The organism is Nocardioides epinepheli, from assembly GCF_037936805.1.
GTDB lineage: Bacteria > Actinomycetota > Actinomycetes > Propionibacteriales > Nocardioidaceae > Nocardioides.
Genome location: NZ_JBBMMC010000009.1, coordinates 140,823 through 158,908 on the forward strand (window position 1 = coordinate 140,823; position 18,086 = coordinate 158,908).

The following is an 18,086-nucleotide window of genomic DNA, read 5'->3' on the forward strand; positions in this document are numbered from 1 at the left end:
CCCCTACTCCACCGACAGCAGCAGCGGGTACCGGTCCTGTCCGCCGTCGTAGACGACGACGTCGACGGTCGGGTGGTCGGACTCCACCCAGGCCGCCGCGCGGTCGGCGAGCTCGCGGGCGCCGTCTCCGGCGACCACGGTCACCAGCTCCCCGCCGCCGGCGACGAGCCGCTGGAGCACCTCGGTGGCGACGTCGTACTGGTCCTGGCCGATCACCACGAAGTCGCCCTCGATCACGCCGAGGATGTCGCCCGGCTCACACCAGCCGGCCATGGTGAGGGCCTTCTTGGACGCGACCGTGACAGCGCCGTGCCGGGCGTGCCGGGCCGTGGCGGTCATCTCCAGGACGTCCTGATCGAGACTGCGGCCGGGCTCGTGGACGGCCAGGGCGGCCAGCCCCTGTACCTGCGCCTGGGTCGGGATCACGACCACCCGCAGACCGAGGTCCGTCTCGGCGGCGCTCGCCGCGCTCCGCGCGGCCCGCACCGAGTCCGGGTCGTTGGGCAGGACGACGACCTCGGCCGCCTCGCATCCGGTGATCGCCTCGAGCAGCTCGCCCGTCGAGGGACGCCGGCCGGGTCCTCCGGACACCACCACCGCGCCGGCAGCCTCGAACAGCTCGGTGAGCCCGGGACCGGCCGACACGACGACGACACGTCGCCCGGTGGGCGTGGTGGCTCGCTCGGGCGCGTTCGCCGCGATCTGCTCGGCGAAGTGGGTGACCCGGACCCGGTGGGGCCGCCCGGCCTCGATGCCGGCCTCGATGGCCGCGCCGACGTCGTCGACGTGCACGTGGACGTTCCACAGTCCGTCGCCGCCGACCACGACGAGCGAGTCGCCCAGGCCGGCCAGGCGGGTGCGCAGCGCGTCGACCGCGGCGTCGTCGGCGTCGAGGAGGTACATCACCTCGTAGGAGGGTCCGTCGGGATCGAGATGATGGTCGCCTGAGGGGGCGCCGTGGGGACCGCCCGGCGACGCCGGCCGCGGCGGCTGGGGGTGCGCCTGGAGCCGGGGCCCGGTCGTCGGACTGGGCCGGCGCCCGGTGAGCACCCGCTCGGCGGCGTCGAGGATGACGTTGATGCCGCGACCGCCGGCGTCCACGACGCCGGCGTCGCGCAACACCCGGAGCTGCTCGGGGGTCCGGGCGAGCGCCGTGCGGGCTGCCGCGGCGGCGCTGGTGAAGATGTCGCGAGCCCGGACGCCGGCCTCGGCGGCCTGCTCGCGCGCGGCCTCGGCTGCGGCTCGGGCGACGGTGAGCATGGTGCCCTCGACCGGCTCCCCCACCGCCCGGTAGCTGGCCGCGACCGCCTCGGTCAGCGCTTCGGACATCACCTGTGCGTTCGGCTCGCCCTCGGTCGCGGTGGCGATCCGCCGGGCGATCGCGCCGAGCATCTCGCTGAGGATCACCCCCGAGTTCCCGCGCGCCCCGAGCAGGGCGCCGCGGGCGAAGGCGGCCAGCGCCTCCTCGCGGTCGGCGCCGTCGCGCTCGACCGCGCTGCGTACGGCATCGCGCGCCGCGGAGACGGTGAGGAACATGTTCGTGCCGGTGTCGCCGTCGGGCACGGGGTAGACGTTGAGCGCGTCGATCTCCTCGCGCGCGGCCGCGAGCGCGTCGGTGGCGACGTCGACGAAGCGCAGGACGATCGCCAGCCCGATCCGTCCGCTCGCGGGTGGTGTCGCCTCCATGGCTCTGAGACCCTAGTGGTCGCTACTGGCCGGCGGTGTCCGAGGGTGACCTGGACCACGTCCTGAGGTCCCGTCGCGGATTGGGCCGCGTGCCCCGGTGTCGGCTACGATTCTTCGGTTGCCTGCCCAGAGGGTGGGCGCCGACGATCATCGAACAACCTCAGGAGTCTCATCGTGGCCGCTGTCTGCGACATCTGCGCCAAGCGTCCCAGCTTCGGCAACAACCGTCCCTGGTCGCGCAAGATCACCAAGCGCCGGTTCGACCCCAACATCCAGCGCGTGCGGGCCACCGTGAACGGCACCCCGAAGCGTCTCAACGTCTGCACCGGCTGCCTCAAGGCCGGCAAGGTCAGCCGCTGACACACCGGTCGGCGCACGCCGATCGGCTCACAAGGCCGTCATCCCGCGGGGATGGCGGCCTTCGTGCTTGTCCGGCGCAGTCGGACCGACAGCTCAGAAGTGGGTCCAACCGGCGGGGCCGTCGTAGGGCGCCCCGTCGACGGTGACCACGGGCGTCTCCCCCTCGCGGGTCTGCGCGACCGAGCCGACCACGATCCATCCGGCGGGCACCGCGTCGGCGTCCGGGAAGGTCGCCAGCAGCGAGTGGTCCTCCCCTCCCCCGAGGATCAGGTGCATCGGGTCGCTGTTGAGCGCGGCGCCGACGGCCTGCAGCGGTTCGGGGATCTCGAACGCCGCGGGATAAAGGTCGATCGAGACGCCCGAGTCATTGGCCAGATGGGCGGCGTCGGCGAGCAGGCCGTCGGAGACGTCGATCATCGAGGTCGCGCCGGCCTCGGCGGCGACCAGCCCGGCGTCGTAGGGCGGCTCCGGGCGCCGGTAGGCCTCCACGAGCGCGCGCGGCGAGCGGAACCCGCGCCCGAGCACGGCGAGCCCGCCCGCGGCCCAGCCCTGCCGGCCCGTGATGGCCACGACGTCGCCGGGCGCGGCACCCGAGCGCAGCACCGGCGCCTGAGTGCACGCGCCGATCACGGTGACCGCGATGACGATGGTGTCGGCGCGGGTGAGGTCGCCGCCGACCACGGAGGCGCCCACGAGCCCGCACTCCTCGGCGAAGCCGCGGGCGAAGTCGAGTGCCCACGCGACCGGAAGGTCGGCCGGCGCGGCCAGTCCGATCGTGAGCGAGTGGGCCCGTCCGCCCATGGCGTTGATGTCGGAGAGGTTCTGCGCCGCGGCCCGGTGCCCGACGTCCTCGGCGCTGGCCCAGTCACGACGGAAGTGGTTGCCCTCGACGAGCAGATCGGTCGACACCACGACGTGCCCGGTGCGCACGCGCAGCACCGCGGCGTCGTCCCCCGGGCCGACCAGGACCTGCTCGCCCTGGGGGAACTGCGCCACCAGTTCGGCGATCAGTCCGAACTCGCCGGCATCGGACAGGGTCGCGTCAGGGGGCAGCGCCATGGGTCCATCCCACCAGAGGCTCCGGTGTCTCCCGACGTAGGGCGTCGCCGCCTATCGACACCGCTGCGCGCCGCGATAGGTTGGCCCCGCACGTCCCATCCGCAGACAGCAGCCCAGCGCCCGCACCAGAGGAGCAACCGCATGGTCGTCCAGGCCTACATCCTGATCCAGACCGACGTCGGCAAGGCCGCCGAGGTAGCCAAGGAGATCGCCCAGGTCAAGGGAGTCACCCTCGCCGAGGACGTCACCGGTCCCTACGACGTCATCGTCCGGGCCGAGGCCCGCAACGTCGACGAGCTCGGCAAGCTGGTCGTCTCGAAGGTCCAGAACCTCGAGGGCATCACCCGCACGCTGACCTGCCCGGTCGTGCACATCTGAGCGTGTCTCAACCCTCACGACGCCCCGCACCGGCTCTGGCGCGGGGCGTCCTGCTGTCCGCAGTGGTAGGCGTGGTCGCCTCGACCCTCGTCGCGTGCGGCGGACCTGTCGAGATCGAGTCCCACGACCTCGACGCCGCCGACAGGGAGCGATGTGAGGCGTTCGTGGCCGACCTGCCCGACACGATGGCCGGGGAGGAGCGGGTCGAGGTGAGCCCCGACGACGCCCTCGGCGCCGCCTACGGGGACCCGCCGCTCGTCGTCGCGTGCGGCGTCCCCGTGCCCGACGGCTTCGACCAGACCGCCCAGTGCCAGGTCGCCGACGGCGTGGGCTGGTACCTGGACCCGGAGATCCTCGACGACCAGGACGCCGACGCCACCCTCACCGCGGCCGGCAACCGCCCGATCGTCTCGGTCACCGTGCCCGGCGGCGAGGGCCGCGGCGACCGGGCCGCCGCCGCGATCGCCGTCCTGGCCGACGCGGTGAAGGCCCACCTGCCCGAGGAACTGCGCTGCGACTGAGCGATCCGGGATTTCCCCGGCCGACCGGGGATCCCTGAACTTGACGGGCAATATCCCGGCCGACAACTTCAGACTTCGGCCGCCCAGTTCAGGTTTCGGCCGCCCAGTTCATATTTCCCCGGTCGACCGGGGATCCCTGAACTTGACGGGCGAAATATCGGCCGCCCAGTTCATACTTCCCCGGTCGACCGGGGAAATCCCGCCCCCGGCCTGCCCGACGACCATCGATCGGAGCCTCGCTTCGCTCGGCTCCGATCACCGCAGCCCGACGTCGCGCTGGAGCGCGAGCGAGATGAGCCGGTCGACCAGCGCCGGGTAGTCCAGGCCCGAGGCGGCCCACATCTGGGGGTACATCGAAAGCGGGGTGAAGCCCGGCATCGTGTTGACCTCGTTGAGGACGAGCGAGCCGTCGGGGAGGTAGAAGAAGTCGACCCGCGCCAGCCCTTCCGCGCTCACTGCCTCGAAGGCCTGGACCGCCATCCCGCGCAGCTGCTCGGCGACGCCGTCGGGCAGGTCGGCCGGGATGTCGACCGCGGTCGCCTCCTCGGGCACGTACTTGGCCTCGAAGTCGTAGAACTCGTGCTCGCCGGTGACCCACAGCTCGGCGGGCAGGCTGGTCTCCGGAGTGCCGTCGAGGGCCTGGAGGACGCCGCACTCGATCTCGCGGCCGCCCTCGGCGGCGACCTCCACCAGCACCTTCGGGTCGTGCTCGAAGGCCGTGGCCAGGCACTGGTCGAGCTCGTCGGCGGCGTGCGCCTTGGAGATGCCGATGCTCGAGCCGCCGCGCGCGGGCTTGACGAACAGCGGATAGCCGAGGTCGTCGGCGCGGCGCCGGACGGCGTCGGGGTCGGCCTCCCAGGCACGCCGCGTGATCGTGAGGCCGGGCATCACCGGCAGGCCGGCGTCGGCGAGGACCACCTTCATGTAGGCCTTGTCCATGCTCACCGCCGAGGCGAGGACGCCGGCGCCGACGTAGCGCACGCCCGCCATCTCGAGCATCCCCTGGATCGTCCCGTCCTCGCCCCAGGGTCCGTGCAGGATCGGGAAGACGACGTCGACCTCTCCGAGGGTCTGCGGCGGGCTGGCCGGGTCGGAGACGACCAGGTCGGTGCCGCCGGTACCGCGGGCCAGAGCCACCGGAGCCCGGTCGCCGTCGACGCTCGGGAGCGTGCCGGCGGTGAGCGCGAGCCGCTCGGGATCGCCCGACTCCAGCACCCAGCGCCCGTCGCGCGCGATGCCGATCGGGACGACGTCGAAGCGGTCGCGGTCGATCGCGGACAGCACGCTGCCGGCCGACACGCACGAGATGGCGTGCTCGCTGGAGCGACCGCCGAAGACGACCGCGACTCTGGGCTTGCGGGTGCCGGTCACGGCGACGACCCTATCCTCGCCGGTCTTATCCTCGTCGGCATGTCGGATCCGTCAGGACTGAGCCCCGCCACCGTCACCGTCACCGCCGGGCGGCCCTCCCGCGAGCCGGACCAGCCGCTCAACACCCCGATCACGATGGCCTCCACCTATGTCGCCGGGGGCGACATCGACTACGGCCGCTACGGCAACCCAACCTGGTCGGCGTTCGAGGAGACCCTGGGCGCGCTGGAGGGCGGGCGCTGCCTGGCCTTCGCCACCGGCATGGCCGCGGTCACCACCGTGCTCGACCTCGTCGGCCAGGGGGCGACCGTCGTCGCGCCCGTGCACGCCTACCAGGGCAGCCTCATGGCGATCGGCGACCTCGAGGCCCGCGGCCGCCTGCAGAGCAGGCTGGTCGACATCTCCGACACCGAGGCCGTCGTCGCAGCCTGCGAGGGCGCCGCGCTGGTGTGGATCGAGTCGCCCACCAATCCCGCGCTGGAGGTCGCCGACATCGAGACGATCACCGCGGCCGCGCACGAGGCGGGCGCATACGTCGTGGTCGACAACACCTTCGCCACTCCCCTGCTCCAACGCCCCCTCACGCTCGGCGCCGACATCGTCGTCCACTCCGGCACCAAGTACCTCGCCGGCCACAGCGACGCCCTGATCGGCGCCCTCGTGGTCGACGACGACGAGCTCTACCAGGTCCTCCTCGGACGGCGCGGGCTGACCGGCTCGACGCCGGGCACCGTCGAGGCGTGGCTGGCCGCCCGCGGCCTGCGCACCCTGCACCTGCGCGTCGAGCGTGCGCAGGCCAACGCGCAGACCCTGGTCGAGCGCCTTCGCGAGCATCCCGCCGTCGCCGAGGTGCGCTACCCGGGCTTCGGCGCGATCGTCGCGATCGTGCTCGCCGAGGGCGAGCTGGCCGCCGATCTCCTGGTGCGCAAGACGAGGATCTGGGTCCACGCGACCTCGCTCGGCGGCGTCGAGTCCACCTTCGAGCGACGCCGCCGGTGGCGCACCGAGGCACCGACCATCCCGGTAGCGCTGGTGCGGATGTCGGTAGGCATCGAGGACGTCGAGGATCTCTGGGCCGACCTCGAGACGGCCCTCGACACGCTCGTGGTCCCCTGAGATCGGCGTCCGGCATGATCACCGCCCGCGACCTCGCCTCGGTCCTGACCACCAGCTTCCTCACCGAGGCCCACCTCGGCGCCGATCGTGCCGTGCTGGGGCTGGAGATCGTCGACCCCGACTCCCCCGCGGCGGGCGCGGGGGACCTCGCTCTTGGGGTCGGGGTCCTCGACGTCGACTCCGCGACGCTGCTGGTCCAGCGGGCCGCGCACGCGGCCGGGCTGGCCCTGCGGGAGCCGCTCGCGCAGGCACCGCAGGTGCGTGACGCCGCCCGCGACGCCGAGCTGACCGTGCTCGCCGTCCGGCCCGAGGTCGGCTGGTCGACCGTGATCAGCCTGCTCCAGGCGGCGCTGGGCCAGGGCGCCGCCGGCGAGTCGGCGCTGGGCCGGGAGGTGCGTGGCGTCGCGGGCGATCCGGTCTACCAGGACATGTTCGACCTGGCCGACACCGTGAGCCGGCTGCTGGGCGCGCCGGTCACGATCGAGGACGCCCAGTCCCGGGTGCTGGCCTACTCCACCGGCCAGGACGACACCGACAGCGCCCGGATGTCGACGATCTTCGGCCGCCAGGTGCCCACCACCGTCCGGCATCACTTCCGCGCCCGCGGCGTCTTCCGCAAGCTCGCGACGTCGAACGAGCCGATCTTCGTGCCGGCCACCGACGAGGGCATCAAGGCCCGCTACATCGTGCCGTTGAAGGTCGGCGGGGAGTGGCTGGGCTCGATCTGGGCGGTGACCGACGCCGCCGAGCCTCCCGACTACTCCAGCGAGCTGCGAGCAGCCGCGGAGCTGGTGACGCTGCAGCTGCGCCGCCTGCATGCCCAGCGTGAGATGCACCGGCAGGTGCAGCTGGACCAGGTCCGCGTCGCGATCCGGGGCTCTGGCCTCGCGTGGCCGGACTGGCTCGGCGCCGGTCCGTGGCGGGTCGCGGTCCTCGGCGGGCCCGACCCGGCTATGTCGCCCACCGCACGCAGCGAGCTGTGGACCGCACTGGCTCGACGGCACGGCTGGCGTGAGCCGCTCATCGCCGACCTCGGCGACGACGTCTGCGCCCTGCTCGAGGACGCACACCAGGACGCGGTGGCGGGCTCACGTGCCTGGTTCCTCGACGTCGCCGGCCAGGAGGCGCGGACCAACCCGCACATCGCCGTCGCGCTCGGACAGCCCGCGACGTCGAACGCCGGCCTGGCCGACTCCCTGGCCCAGGCCAGGGAGCTGCTCCTCGCGCGAGTGCCCGAGGACCCACCGGTCGTCTCGATCGAGGAGGCGTGGCCCCGGCTCGTGCTCGGCCGCGCGGTCGAGGGGCTGCGCGAGCACGCGCCGGTCTCACCGCTGACCCCGCTGCTCGTCCACGAGGCCGCCCACGGCGGTCATCTCGTCGAGACGCTCGAGGCGGTGCTCGACCACTGGGGCGAGGTGGCGCGCGCTGCCCGCGCGCTCGACGTCCACCCGAACACGATCCGCTACCGGCTCACCAAGCTCGACGGGCTCGACGGGCTCGACGGCTGGGGCGACGTCGACCTCGAGGATCCGGCCCAGCGGCTCGCCCTGCGCCTCGAGATCGCCCGGCATCGCGCCTTGGTGGGCTGACTACAAAACACGCCGTCACGACTGTGGCGCGACGACAACGACGTCCGCTGAGTTCTCGGCGACCCTGGAGGTATGGCCACCAACTCACCTCAGCGCGTCGCGGTCCTCGGAGCCGGCATGGTCGGACTCTCCACCGCCTGGTACCTCCAGGAGCACGGTGTGGAGGTGACCGTGCTGGATCGCGAGGGCGTCGCCGCCGGGTCGAGCTGGGGCAACGCCGGCTGGCTGACGCCGAGCATCGCCGTGCCGCTCCCCGAGCCGTCGGTGCTCAAATACGGCCTGCGAGCGGTGCTCAGCCCCTCCTCGCCGGTCTACGTGCCCCCGACGCTCTCCCCGCGGCTGATCCGCTTCCTCGTGCGCTTCGCCCGCAACTGCACCCCGAAGCAGTGGCAGCGCGCCATGGAGGTGCTGATCCCGCTCAACCGCCAGGCTCTGGCGGCCTTCGACGAGCTCGAGGTCGGCGGCGTGGCCGCCCGGACCCGGGCCGCAGAGCCGTTCACGGCGGCCTTCCGCACCGTCGAGGACAGCCAGGCGCTGCTCGAGGAGTTCAAGCACATCCAGGCCTCCGGCCAGGAGGTGAAGTTCGAGGTCATCGACGGCGACGCCGCCCGTGCCGCCGAGCCCGCGCTCTCCGGCGAGATCGGCACCGCCGTCCGCATCCACGAGGAGCGCTTCATCAACCCGGCCGCCTACGTCGAGGCGATCGCGACCTCGGTCCGCGAGCGCGGTGGCGTGATCCGCACCGGCGTCGACGTCGACGACGTCGTCAGCGGCCGCGACGGCGTCCGGGTGGCCGGCGAGCGCTACGACGCCGCCGTGCTCGCCACCGGCGCCCGGCTGAACCAGCTGGCCCGCGACTTCGGCGTCAAGCGACTGGTGCAGGCCGGCCGCGGCTACTCCTTCACGGTCAAGATCGACGAGCTCCCCCTCGGCCCGGTGTACTTCCCCACCCAGCGCGTGGCGTGCACGCCGGTCGGCGACCGCCTGCGCGTCGCCGGGATGATGGAGTTCCGCGACACCGACGCCCCCCTGGACCCGCGTCGGATCAAGGCGCTCACCGACGAGGCGCGTCGCCTGCTGCGCGGCGCCGACCTCGACGACCGCCAGGACGAGTGGGTCGGCGCGCGCCCCTGCACCGCCGACGGCCTGCCGCTCATCGGCGCCTCCAACGACCCGCGGGTCTTCATCGCCGGCGGACACGGCATGTGGGGCATCACCCTCGGTCCGGCCACCGGCAAGCTGCTCGCCGAGCAGATCGCCACCGGCCGCACCCCCGAGCCGCTGCGCGCCGTCAACCCCCTGCGCTGACCCACCACTCTCCGCTGACCCGTCCGCTATAGCTGACGGGTCAGCGTCAATTTCGCGGTGACCCGTCCGCTATGGCTGACGGGTCAGCGTGAACGCGGGACAGTCAGTCCATCTCCGACTTGGTGTCGCGGGCCAGGACGGCGTCCATCATCTCGGTGGCGGTCATCCGGCCGGCGACGACGTCGTCGACGTAGGTGGCGACGGGGGCGTCGCATTCGGAGCGTTCGGCCAGGGCCCGCAGGGACGCGCAGGACTTGGCGCCCTCGGCGACCTGCCGGGTGGAGCCGTAGATCTCCTCGCTGGTCAGCCCGCGGCCGAGCTTCTCGCCGAAGGTGCGATTGCGCGACAGCGGCGAGGAGCAGGTGGCGACCAGGTCGCCGAGCCCGGCGAGTCCCATCAGAGTGAGCGGGTTGGCGCCGAGCTTGGTCGCCAGGCGGGCCGTCTCGGCGAGGCCGCGGGTGATGAGCGAGGCGGTGGTGTTGTCCCCGAAGCCGAGTCCGACCGCCATCCCGACCGCGAGGCCCACGACGTTCTTGTAGGCGCCGCCCAGCTCGCAGCCGATGACGTCGTCACTGGTGTAGGGGCGGAAGGCCGGTGAGTGGGTGCGCGCCTGAAGCATCTTCGCCACCGACTCGTCCTCGCACGCGATCACCGACGCGGCCGGCTCTCGCCGGGCGATCTCCTTGGCCAGGTTGGGGCCGGACAGCACCGCGATCCGCTCCGGGCTCGCGTCGGTGACCTGCTGGATCACCTCGCTCATCCGATTGAGCGTGCCGAGCTCGACGCCCTTCATCAGCGAGACCATCACCGCGTCGGGCTCGATGAACGGCGCCCACTCCGTCAGGTTCCCCCGCAGGGTCTGCGACGGTGTCGCGAGCACCACCACGTCGGCACCGTGCAACGCCTTCTCGACGTCGTGGGTGGCGCCGACGTTCGACGGGAGCACGATCTCGGGCAGGTAGTCGGAGTTCTCACGACGCTCGTTGATGTCCTCGGCCACCTCCTCGCGCCGCGCCCACAAGGTGACGTCGTTGCCGGCGTCGGCCAGGACGATCGAGAACGCGGTGCCCCACGAGCCGGCGCCGAGCACCGCCACCTTGGGCAGCTTCGAGTTGTCTGCCTCGCCCATCAGTTCTCCTTCGGCTGGGTGGACTTGCGTGGGTTGCCGATCTCCGAGACGCCGGCCTTGCGCGGATCGAACCGCTCGAGTGGCGCACGCTCGTGGCGGATCTCCTCGACGAGCTCGGTGATCGCGGCCATGATCCGGCGGTTCGCCTCCGCGATCGCGGCCGCGTCGCGCGGGCGATCGGTGAGGTCGGAGAGGTCGACCGGGTCTCCGACGACGATGTGGATCTCCTTGCGGGGGAACAGATCGGGGCGCTTCGAGTAGGGCGGGAGCAGGTTCTGTGCGCCCCACTGCCCGACCGGGATGACCGGACAGCCCGTCTCCAGGGCGATCCGGGCCGCGCCAGACTTCCCGACCATCGGCCACAGATCGGGGTCGCGGGTGATGGTGCCCTCGGGGTACACCACGACGCACTCCCCCTCTCCGATCGCCTTCACCGCGGCGTCGTAGGCGCCGACCGCGCTGCGCGTGGCTCGCTCCACCGGGATCTGGCCGGCCGCACGGAGGAAGTAGCCGAGCACCCTGTTCTTGAAGAGTCCGGCCTTCGCGAGGTAGCGCGGCAGGCGGCCATGGTCGTAGCAGAAGTGCGCAGCGGTCAGGGGATCGACGTGCGAGAGGTGGTTCATCGCGATGACGCACCCACCGGTGGCCGGGATCTTGGTGCCGTCGACCCAACGCGGCTTGGTGGTGAAGAAGAACAGCGGTTTGAGGATGGCGGCACCCAGCAGGAACGGCCAGCCGCGGGGCTGTTGGAACTCACGCACTCTCACACTGAGGCAGGCTACTCGCCGGTCACGCGTCCAGGGGACCGTCCCGGGCGCGCTCTTATGTGTTGCCTGCTTAGATCGGGCGGTGGATCAGTCGAGGACCGCCGACGACGAGGCGGGCGAGTACGTCATCCTGCTTCCGGTCAAGCCACCGGGGCGCGGCAAGTCCCGTCTGCTCCGGCCGGACGACGTCACCTCGCTCTCCGACGCCGGACGCAGCGAGCTGGCCGAGGCGTTCGCGCTGGATGCGGCCGTCGCGTGCCTGTCGGCCGCGAGAGTCCATGCGGTGCTCGCAGTCACCGACGACGCTGCTTTCGCCGGGCGCCTGTCGACGCTGGGAGCTGCGGCGATCCCGGATGGCGGCACCGGCCTCAACGGAGTCCTCCGGCAGGCTGCGGCCGAGGCCGGACGGCGTTGGCCGGGCGCGCAGCCCGTGGCGCTGCTCGCCGATCTCCCTGCGCTGCGCCCCGGCGATCTGGACCAGGCACTCTCGGCCCTGGTGCCGGGAGGCGCCTCCTTCGTCGCGGACGCCGAGGGCACCGGCACCGTCCTCTACACAGCGCCCGCAGAGCTCTTCGACCCGGCGTTCGGGGCCGACTCGGCCCATGCCCACCAGGTGGGCGGCGCCCTCGCCGTCCGCGGCGACCTCGCCTCGCTGCGCCGTGACGTCGACGACCTCGACGACCTCGACGTCGCCCTCGAGCTCGGCGTCGGCGCGCACACGCAGCGGTGCGTCACCCGCCTGGGCCTCCGCCGGAGATAGCCGACGGGGTCGTCCCCCGGATGGAGGACGACCCCGTCGGCTGTCGAACTGGTCGAGCGCGACCGCGCTCGGCGATCAGGACTTCTTGGCGGTCTTCTTCGCCGTGGTCTTCTTGGCTGCGGCCTTCTTGGCCGGAGCCTTCTTCGCCGTGGTGGTCTTGGCTGCGGTCTTCTTGGCCGGAGCCTTCTTCGCCGTGGTGGTCTTGGCGGTCGTGGCCTTCTTGGCCGGGGCCGCCTTCTTCGCGGTCGTGGCCTTCTTGGCCGGGGCCGCCTTCTTCGCGGTCGTGGCCTTCTTGGCCGGGGCCGCCTTCTTCGCGGTCGTGGCCTTCTTGGCCGGGGCCGCCTTCTTCGCGGTCGTGGCCTTCTTGGCCGGGGCCGCCTTCTTCGCGGTCGTGGCCTTCTTGGCCGCGGTCTTCGACGCGGTGGACTTCGAGGCAGTGGCCTTGGTGGCCGCCGCGGCCTTCTTCGCCGGGGCAGCCGCCTTCTTGGCAGCCGGAGCCGCGAGCTTCGGCAGCTTCTTCGCGCCGGAGACCACGTTCTTCAGCTCCGCGCCCGCGGTGAACTTCGGAACCGAGGTCTTCTTGGCCTTGATCCGGTCGCCGGTCTGGGGGTTGCGCACCCAACGGGCCTCGCGGACCCGCTTCTCGAACGAGCCGAAGCCGGTGATCGCCACCTTCTCGCCCTTGACCACCTCGCGGGTGATCGTGTCGAGAACGGACTCCAGCGCGTGTGCGGCCTGCTTCCGGTTCCCCTCGAATCGCGCACTCAGCGCGTCGATGAGCTGTGTCTTGTTCACTGTCTTCCCTTCCAGAGAACACGTTTGCGCCGGACGTCTGCCCGACTTTCCCAAGGAACGCTAGGCATTCTGGGCGCGCGTCACAATCGCCACGCCGGGAAAGTGCGTGGTTTTTTCCCACGGTTGAGCGGGGATCGGGTCCGCAAGCAGGTGGTCGACGGGCCGTTCGTGGTGGTCGCTCGACCCGTTCGAGGCTCGTGCACGGACCTCAGATCCCTACCGTTGAGCGGGATTGCGTCGTTGTGCTCGCAGCTCTCAGAGCGTCGCGGGCTTCCAGCTCGGCCGTTCCGCCTCGTAGGCAGCGATGTCGTCGTCGTGGCCGAGGGTGATGCCGATGTCGTCGAGTCCTTCGAGCAGGCGCCAGCGCGTGTAGTCGTCGATGTCGAAGGAGTCCTCGACGGCGTCGGGACCCTCACCCGCGCGCACGGTGCGCGACTCGAGGTCGACGGTGATCTCGGCACCGGGCTGATCGGCGAGCAGGTCCCACAGCCGCTGGACGACCTTCTCGTCGACCTGCGCTGCCAGCAGGCCCGCCTTGCCGGAGTTCCCACGGAAGATGTCGGCGAACCGCGAGGAGATGACGACGCGGAAGCCGTAGTCCTGCAAGGCCCATACCGCGTGCTCGCGCGAGGACCCGGTGCCGAAGTCGGGTCCGGCGACGAGCACCGACCCACCCTCGTAGGCGGGATCGTTCAGCACGAACGACGGGTCGTTGCGCCAGGCCGAGAACAGGCCGTCCTCGAAGCCGTTACGGGTGACCCGCTTGAGGTAGACGGCCGGGATGATCTGGTCGGTGTCGACGTTGCTGCGCCGCAGCGGGACTCCGACACCGGTGTGGGTGGTGAACTTCTCCATGGCTCAGACTCCTGCGGTCGTGGCGCTGACGGGCTCGAGATCTGCCGGCGAGGACAGCTTTCCGCGGACGGCGGTGGCCGCGGCCACCGGCACCGACACCAGGTGGGTGCGACCGCCCTTGCCCTGCCGGCCTTCGAAGTTGCGGTTCGACGTGGAGGCGCTGCGCTCACCGGGTTCGAGGGTGTCGGGGTTCATGCCGAGACACATCGAGCATCCGGCGCCGCGCCATTCGGCACCGGCCTCCTTGAAGATCACGTCGAGTCCCTCCTCCTCGGCCTGGAGGCGCACGCGCACCGATCCGGGGACCACGAGCAGCCGGGTGTCGGCATCGACCTTGCGACCGTCCAGGATCGCCGCGGCAGCTCGCAGGTCCTCGATCCGGCCGTTGGTGCAGGACCCGACGAAGACGGTGTCGATGTCCACCTCGCGCATCGGCGTGCCTGCGGTGAGCGCCATGTACTCCAGCGCCTTCTCCGCCGCGGCGCGGTCCTGGTCGTCGTCGAAGCCGGCCGGGTCGGGCACCGAAGCGCCGAGCGGCACACCCTGCCCGGGGTTGGTGCCCCACGTGACGAACGGCGTCATCTGCGAGGCGTCGAGCACGATCTCCTTGTCGAACACGGCGTCCTCGTCGGTGACCAGCGACTTCCAGTGCTCGACGGCGGCGTCCCAGTCGGCGCCCGTGGGCGCCTCGGGTCGACCCGCGATGTAGTCGAAGGTGGTCTGGTCGGGCGCGATCATGCCGGCCTTGGCACCCCACTCGATGCTCATGTTGCACACCGTCATCCGGCCCTCCATGGAGAGTTCCTCGATGGCCGGCCCGCGGTACTCCACGATGTAGCCCTGGCCACCGCCGGTGCCGGTGTGGGCGATGAGCGTGAGGACGAGGTCCTTGGCCGTCACGCCCTCGGGAAGGCTCCCGTTGACCGTGACCGCCATCGTCTTGGGCTTGGCCTGGGTGAGCGTCTGGGTCGCGAGCACGTGCTCGACCTCGGAGGTGCCGATGCCGAAGGCGATCGCGCCGAACGCGCCGTGGGTGCTGGTGTGGCTGTCGCCGCACACGATCGTCATCCCCGGCTGGGTGAGGCCGAGCTGCGGACCCACCACGTGCACGATCCCCTGGTCGAGGTCACCGAGCGGATGCAGGCGCACGCCGAACTCCTCGGCGTTGCGACGCAGGGTCTCCACCTGGGTACGCGAGACGGGGTCGGCGATCGGCTTGTCCCAGTCGATGGTGGGGACGTTGTGGTCCTCGGTGGCCAAGGTCAGGTCGGGCCGGCGCACCGGACGGCCGGCGAGACGGAGTCCGTCGAAGGCCTGGGGGCTGGTGACCTCGTGAAGGAGGTGGAGATCGATGTAGAGCAGATCGGGCTCCCCCGGCGTCGACCGGACGACGTGCTCGTCCCATACCTTCTCCGACAGGGTCCTACCCATGTGTCTTGCTCCTTCGATCGCTGTGATCGACTCGGGGTGGCCCGGCGTCCGGATCGGGACGTGGACGGGCGCACTCGTACGCCGTTGAGGATGAAGAGACTACGCCTTGCATCCCATGTGGTGAGACGTTAATCTTGCTATATGGACAACTCAAGTGGCGTGGGCGTGCTCGACAAGGCCGCTCTCGTGCTCACCGCTCTCGAGTCCGGTCCGGCGACGCTCGCCGGCCTGGTCGCCGGCACGGGCCTGGCCCGGCCCACGGCGCACCGACTGGCCGTCGCTCTCGAGCACCACCGCCTGGTGGCCCGCGACATGCAGGGCCGCTTCGTGCTCGGCCCGCGGCTGGCCGAGTTGTCCGCCGCCGCCGGCGAGGACCGTCTCCTCGCGACCGCCGGTCCCGTGCTCGCGCGGCTGCGCGACATCACCGGGGAGTCGGCCCAGCTCTGGCGGCGCCAGGGCGACCACCGGGTGTGCGTCGCGGCCGCCGAGCGCCCCTCGGGCCTGCGCGACACCATCCCGGTCGGCTCGCAGCTCACGATGCGTGCGGGCTCGGCCGCCCAGGTGCTCTTGGCCTGGGAGGATCCCGAGCGGATGCATCGTGGCCTTCAGAACGCCGCCTACTCAGCCGCCGCGCTCTCGGGCATCCGTCGTCGCGGCTGGGCGCAGTCGGTCGGCGAGCGTGAGCAGGGAGTTGCGTCAGTGTCGGCGCCGGTCCGCTCCCCCGGCGGCAAGATCATCGCCGCGGTGTCGGTGTCGGGTCCGCTGGAGCGCCTGTCCCGTCAGCCCGGTCGGATGCACGCCCCCGCGGTCCTCGCCGCCGCCGAGCGGCTCTCGGAGTCGCTGCGTCGCGCGGCCGCCGAGTAGGCCGAGTAGGTCAGAACCCGGTCAGAACAAGGCGTCCTGCTCGAGCCCGAGCAGGATCTGCTTGCGCTCGAGTCCCCCGGCGTAGCCGGTGAGTGATCCGTTCGCCCCGATGACCCGGTGGCACGGGATGACGATCGGGATCGGGTTGCTGCCATTGGCGAGGCCGACCGCGCGCGAGGCGGCGTTGGTCCGACCGATGCGCTGGGCGATCTCGCCGTAGGTGGCCGTCTCGCCGTAGCCGACCCTGCGCAGCGCGCCCCACACCGTCTCTTGGAACGACGATCCGCCGGGCGCCAACGGCAGGTCGAACTCCTTGAGCTCGCGGTCGAAGTAGGCCGCCAGCTGTCCCGCGCACGCAAGCAGCACCGGGTGCGCGTCATCGCGGGTGCCGCGCGGACGACCGTTGGCGGCGGACACGGAGAACGGCGAGAACTCGATGGCGGTGATCGCGCCGCCGTGCTCCACCAGACGCAACGGCCCGACCGGCGAGTCGATCACGGTCCACATCTCAGCTCTCCTCGGTCGAGACAGCCGCCTTCACAGGCGGCATCAGGGTGTTCCACAGATGCATCAGCGCATACGAGCGCCACGGACGCCACTGCGGGATCAGGTCGGCCGAGCCCAGCACGGACGCCGGATCGTGTCCGAGACCGCGGAGGGCGTTCCGGACGCCGACGTCGGTCGGGAGGAAGACGTCGGGGTGGGCCAGGGCACGCATCGCGACGTAGTCGGCCGTCCAGGGGCCGATGCCCGGCAGTCCGATCATCGCCTCCCGGACGGCGTCGCGGTCGGTGCTGCGGTCGAGCGCGACGTCACCCGCGGCCAGCGCGGCCGCGAGCCCGACCAGTGCGCGGCCCCGAGCGCGTGGCATCGGCAGGGTCGCCGGGTCGAGCGCTGCGAGGGTCGCGGCGTCGGGGAACAGGTGGGTGAGCCCCGGGATCCTGGTCTCGACGGCGCGCCCATGGGCAGCCACCAGCCGACCTCCCACCGTGCGCGCACCGGTGACGCTCACCTGCTGACCGATCACGGTACGGATGGCGGTCTCGTCGCCGTCGACCTGTCCGGGAAGGCGCAGCCCCGGCGTCTCCCGGACGAGCGGACCGATCACGGGGTCGCCGGCGAAGTGCTCGTCGACGGCGATCGGGTCGCAGTCGGCGTCGAGGAGTCGGCGGGCCCGCTCGACGGCGGCGGCGGTGTCGCGCAGGTCGGCGAGATCGAATCCGGCCTCCACGAAGGCCGTCTGCCCGGCGACGAGCGCGTCGGCGAGATCGATCCGGACCGTGCCGGGACCGTGCGGCAGGTCGAGGGTGCGGGCGTACCAACCGTCGCCGGCGACCTCCACGCCCGGCACCAGGTGATAGGCGAGGAAGTCGAGGAGCGCGCGGCCGGCGAACGGCGTCCGGACCGCCAGGCGCATGGTCACCGCCCCAGGCGTGCGCGGACCTCGTCGGCGGCCCCGCAGCTCGGTGGGACTCGCGGCGTAGACCTCGCGCACGGTGTCGTTGAACTGGCGGACACTGGAGAAGCCGGCGGCGAAGGCGACGTCGGCATACCCGAGCTCGGTGGTCTCGATGAGCACGCGTGCGGTCTGCGCGCGTCGCGCCCGGGCGAGTGCGAGCGGACCGGCACCGAGTTCGGCTCTGAGCACCCTGCCCAGGTGCCGCGAGGTGTAGCCCACGCGCCGCGACAGGCCCTCCACGCCCTCGCGATCCACCACGCCGTCGGAGATCAGCCGCATCGCCCGACCCGCGACGTCGGCGGCCAGGTCCCAGTCGGGGCTACCGGGAGTCGCATCGGGGAGGCAGCGCTTGCAGGCCCGGTAGCCCGCGGCCTGGGCAGCGGCCGGGGTGAGATGGAAGCCGACGTTCGCGAAGGCCGGCGTCCGCGCCGGGCACGACGGACGACAGTAGATCCCGGTGGTGCGCACGGCGGTGTAGAAGACCCCGTCGAAGCGGCGGTCTCGGGACTTCACCGCGCGGTAGCAGGTCTCGGGGTCCAGCCGTCCGGAGGTGTTCATGGCACCAATCATCATCGCCCATCCACGCCACTTCCGGCGGAAATCGGACACTGTCGCAGGCGTTCTCCCTCGTGTTCTTG

General features: G+C 71.9%; 18 protein-coding genes. 8 read left to right on the plus strand and 10 right to left on the minus strand.

The genetic code is table 11. The annotated features are described in order from the left end of the window. Nucleotides 1-3: 3 nt before the first annotated feature. Nucleotides 4-1,686: a fatty acid kinase ATP-binding subunit FakA gene (gene fakA / locus WMR31_RS13925; RefSeq protein WP_340539455.1), complete on the minus strand. Its 1,683-nt coding sequence runs from the start codon at nt 1,684-1,686 to the stop codon at nt 4-6. A gap of 174 nt (nt 1,687-1,860) precedes the next feature. On the opposite strand from fakA, the gene rpmB reads away from it, so the two are divergent. Beyond that, nucleotides 1,861-2,046 carry a 50S ribosomal protein L28 gene (gene rpmB, locus WMR31_RS13930; RefSeq protein ID WP_134767345.1) on the plus strand — a complete coding sequence of 62 codons (186 nt, stop codon included), beginning with the start codon at nt 1,861-1,863 and terminating at the stop codon, nt 2,044-2,046. A gap of 93 nt (nt 2,047-2,139) precedes the next feature. On the opposite strand, the gene WMR31_RS13935 is transcribed toward rpmB, so the two are convergent. Beyond that, the gene (locus WMR31_RS13935) at nt 2,140-3,105 is read right to left on the minus strand and encodes a thiamine-phosphate kinase (RefSeq protein WP_340539456.1); all 966 of its coding nucleotides are present in this window, start codon (nt 3,103-3,105) and stop codon (nt 2,140-2,142) included. A 141-nt stretch (nt 3,106-3,246) separates the two neighbouring features. Between WMR31_RS13935 and WMR31_RS13940 the strand changes: the two genes are divergently transcribed. After that, nucleotides 3,247-3,483, plus strand: coding sequence for an Lrp/AsnC family transcriptional regulator (locus WMR31_RS13940; RefSeq protein WP_340539457.1), 237 nt, complete (start codon nt 3,247-3,249; stop codon nt 3,481-3,483). Nucleotides 3,484-3,485: 2 nt separating this feature from the next. Further along, on the plus strand, nt 3,486-4,004 hold the full coding sequence (locus WMR31_RS13945; RefSeq protein ID WP_340539458.1) for a DUF3515 domain-containing protein: 519 nt from the start codon (nt 3,486-3,488) through the stop codon (nt 4,002-4,004). A gap of 255 nt (nt 4,005-4,259) precedes the next feature. Here WMR31_RS13945 and WMR31_RS13950 read toward each other — a convergent pair whose 3' ends face one another. Next, complete coding sequence (locus WMR31_RS13950; protein WP_340539459.1) at nt 4,260-5,375, minus strand: D-alanine--D-alanine ligase family protein; 1,116 nt, start codon at nt 5,373-5,375, stop codon at nt 4,260-4,262. A gap of 39 nt (nt 5,376-5,414) precedes the next feature. Between WMR31_RS13950 and WMR31_RS13955 the strand changes: the two genes are divergently transcribed. The 3 genes from WMR31_RS13955 to WMR31_RS13965 all read left to right on the plus strand — a co-directional run bounded on the left by WMR31_RS13955 (nt 5,415) and on the right by WMR31_RS13965 (nt 9,388). Further along, nucleotides 5,415-6,491, plus strand: coding sequence for a trans-sulfuration enzyme family protein (locus WMR31_RS13955; protein WP_340539460.1), 1,077 nt, complete (start codon nt 5,415-5,417; stop codon nt 6,489-6,491). A gap of 14 nt (nt 6,492-6,505) precedes the next feature. Beyond that, nucleotides 6,506-8,080 (plus strand): PucR family transcriptional regulator, encoded by a 1,575-nt coding sequence (locus WMR31_RS13960; protein ID WP_340539461.1) that lies wholly within the window; start codon nt 6,506-6,508, stop codon nt 8,078-8,080. Between the two features lie 72 nt (nt 8,081-8,152). Further along, a complete protein-coding gene (locus tag WMR31_RS13965; protein WP_340539462.1) occupies nt 8,153-9,388 on the plus strand; it encodes an NAD(P)/FAD-dependent oxidoreductase in 1,236 nt (411 codons plus the stop codon). Nucleotides 9,389-9,491: 103 nt separating this feature from the next. Here the strand turns inward: WMR31_RS13965 and WMR31_RS13970 are convergent, their stop codons facing one another. Together WMR31_RS13970 and WMR31_RS13975 are read right to left on the minus strand one after the other, a co-directional pair. Next, on the minus strand, nt 9,492-10,517 hold the full coding sequence (locus WMR31_RS13970; RefSeq protein ID WP_340539463.1) for an NAD(P)H-dependent glycerol-3-phosphate dehydrogenase: 1,026 nt from the start codon (nt 10,515-10,517) through the stop codon (nt 9,492-9,494). Then, nucleotides 10,517-11,284, minus strand: coding sequence for a lysophospholipid acyltransferase family protein (locus WMR31_RS13975; RefSeq protein ID WP_340539464.1), 768 nt, complete (start codon nt 11,282-11,284; stop codon nt 10,517-10,519). The genes WMR31_RS13970 and WMR31_RS13975 overlap by 1 nt, the downstream gene beginning before the upstream one ends. 82 nt (nt 11,285-11,366) lie before the next feature. Here WMR31_RS13975 and cofC point away from each other — a divergent pair, with 82 nt between their 5' ends. Further along, nucleotides 11,367-12,044 carry a 2-phospho-L-lactate guanylyltransferase gene (gene cofC / locus WMR31_RS13980; protein ID WP_340539465.1) on the plus strand — a complete coding sequence of 226 codons (678 nt, stop codon included), beginning with the start codon at nt 11,367-11,369 and terminating at the stop codon, nt 12,042-12,044. A 75-nt stretch (nt 12,045-12,119) separates the two neighbouring features. Here cofC and WMR31_RS13985 read toward each other — a convergent pair whose 3' ends face one another. From WMR31_RS13985 to leuC, 3 genes are all read right to left on the minus strand, one after another. Continuing rightward, entirely contained in the window at nt 12,120-12,839 is a 720-nt protein-coding gene (locus WMR31_RS13985) for an HU family DNA-binding protein (protein ID WP_340539467.1), read from the minus strand. Nucleotides 12,840-13,094: 255 nt separating this feature from the next. Beyond that, entirely contained in the window at nt 13,095-13,694 is a 600-nt protein-coding gene (gene leuD / locus WMR31_RS13990; protein WP_340539468.1) for a 3-isopropylmalate dehydratase small subunit, read from the minus strand. A 3-nt stretch (nt 13,695-13,697) separates the two neighbouring features. Beyond that, nucleotides 13,698-15,125 carry a 3-isopropylmalate dehydratase large subunit gene (gene leuC / locus WMR31_RS13995; protein ID WP_340539469.1) on the minus strand — a complete coding sequence of 476 codons (1,428 nt, stop codon included), beginning with the start codon at nt 15,123-15,125 and terminating at the stop codon, nt 13,698-13,700. Between the two features lie 141 nt (nt 15,126-15,266). On the opposite strand from leuC, the gene WMR31_RS14000 reads away from it, so the two are divergent. After that, nucleotides 15,267-15,989 (plus strand): IclR family transcriptional regulator, encoded by a 723-nt coding sequence (locus WMR31_RS14000; protein WP_340539470.1) that lies wholly within the window; start codon nt 15,267-15,269, stop codon nt 15,987-15,989. 21 nt (nt 15,990-16,010) lie between these two features. Here WMR31_RS14000 and WMR31_RS14005 read toward each other — a convergent pair whose 3' ends face one another. Continuing rightward, complete coding sequence (locus tag WMR31_RS14005; protein WP_340539471.1) at nt 16,011-16,496, minus strand: methylated-DNA--[protein]-cysteine S-methyltransferase; 486 nt, start codon at nt 16,494-16,496, stop codon at nt 16,011-16,013. 1 nt (nt 16,497) lies between these two features. Then, nucleotides 16,498-18,006 (minus strand): AlkA N-terminal domain-containing protein, encoded by a 1,509-nt coding sequence (locus tag WMR31_RS14010; RefSeq protein ID WP_340539472.1) that lies wholly within the window; start codon nt 18,004-18,006, stop codon nt 16,498-16,500. Nucleotides 18,007-18,086 lie beyond the last annotated feature (80 nt).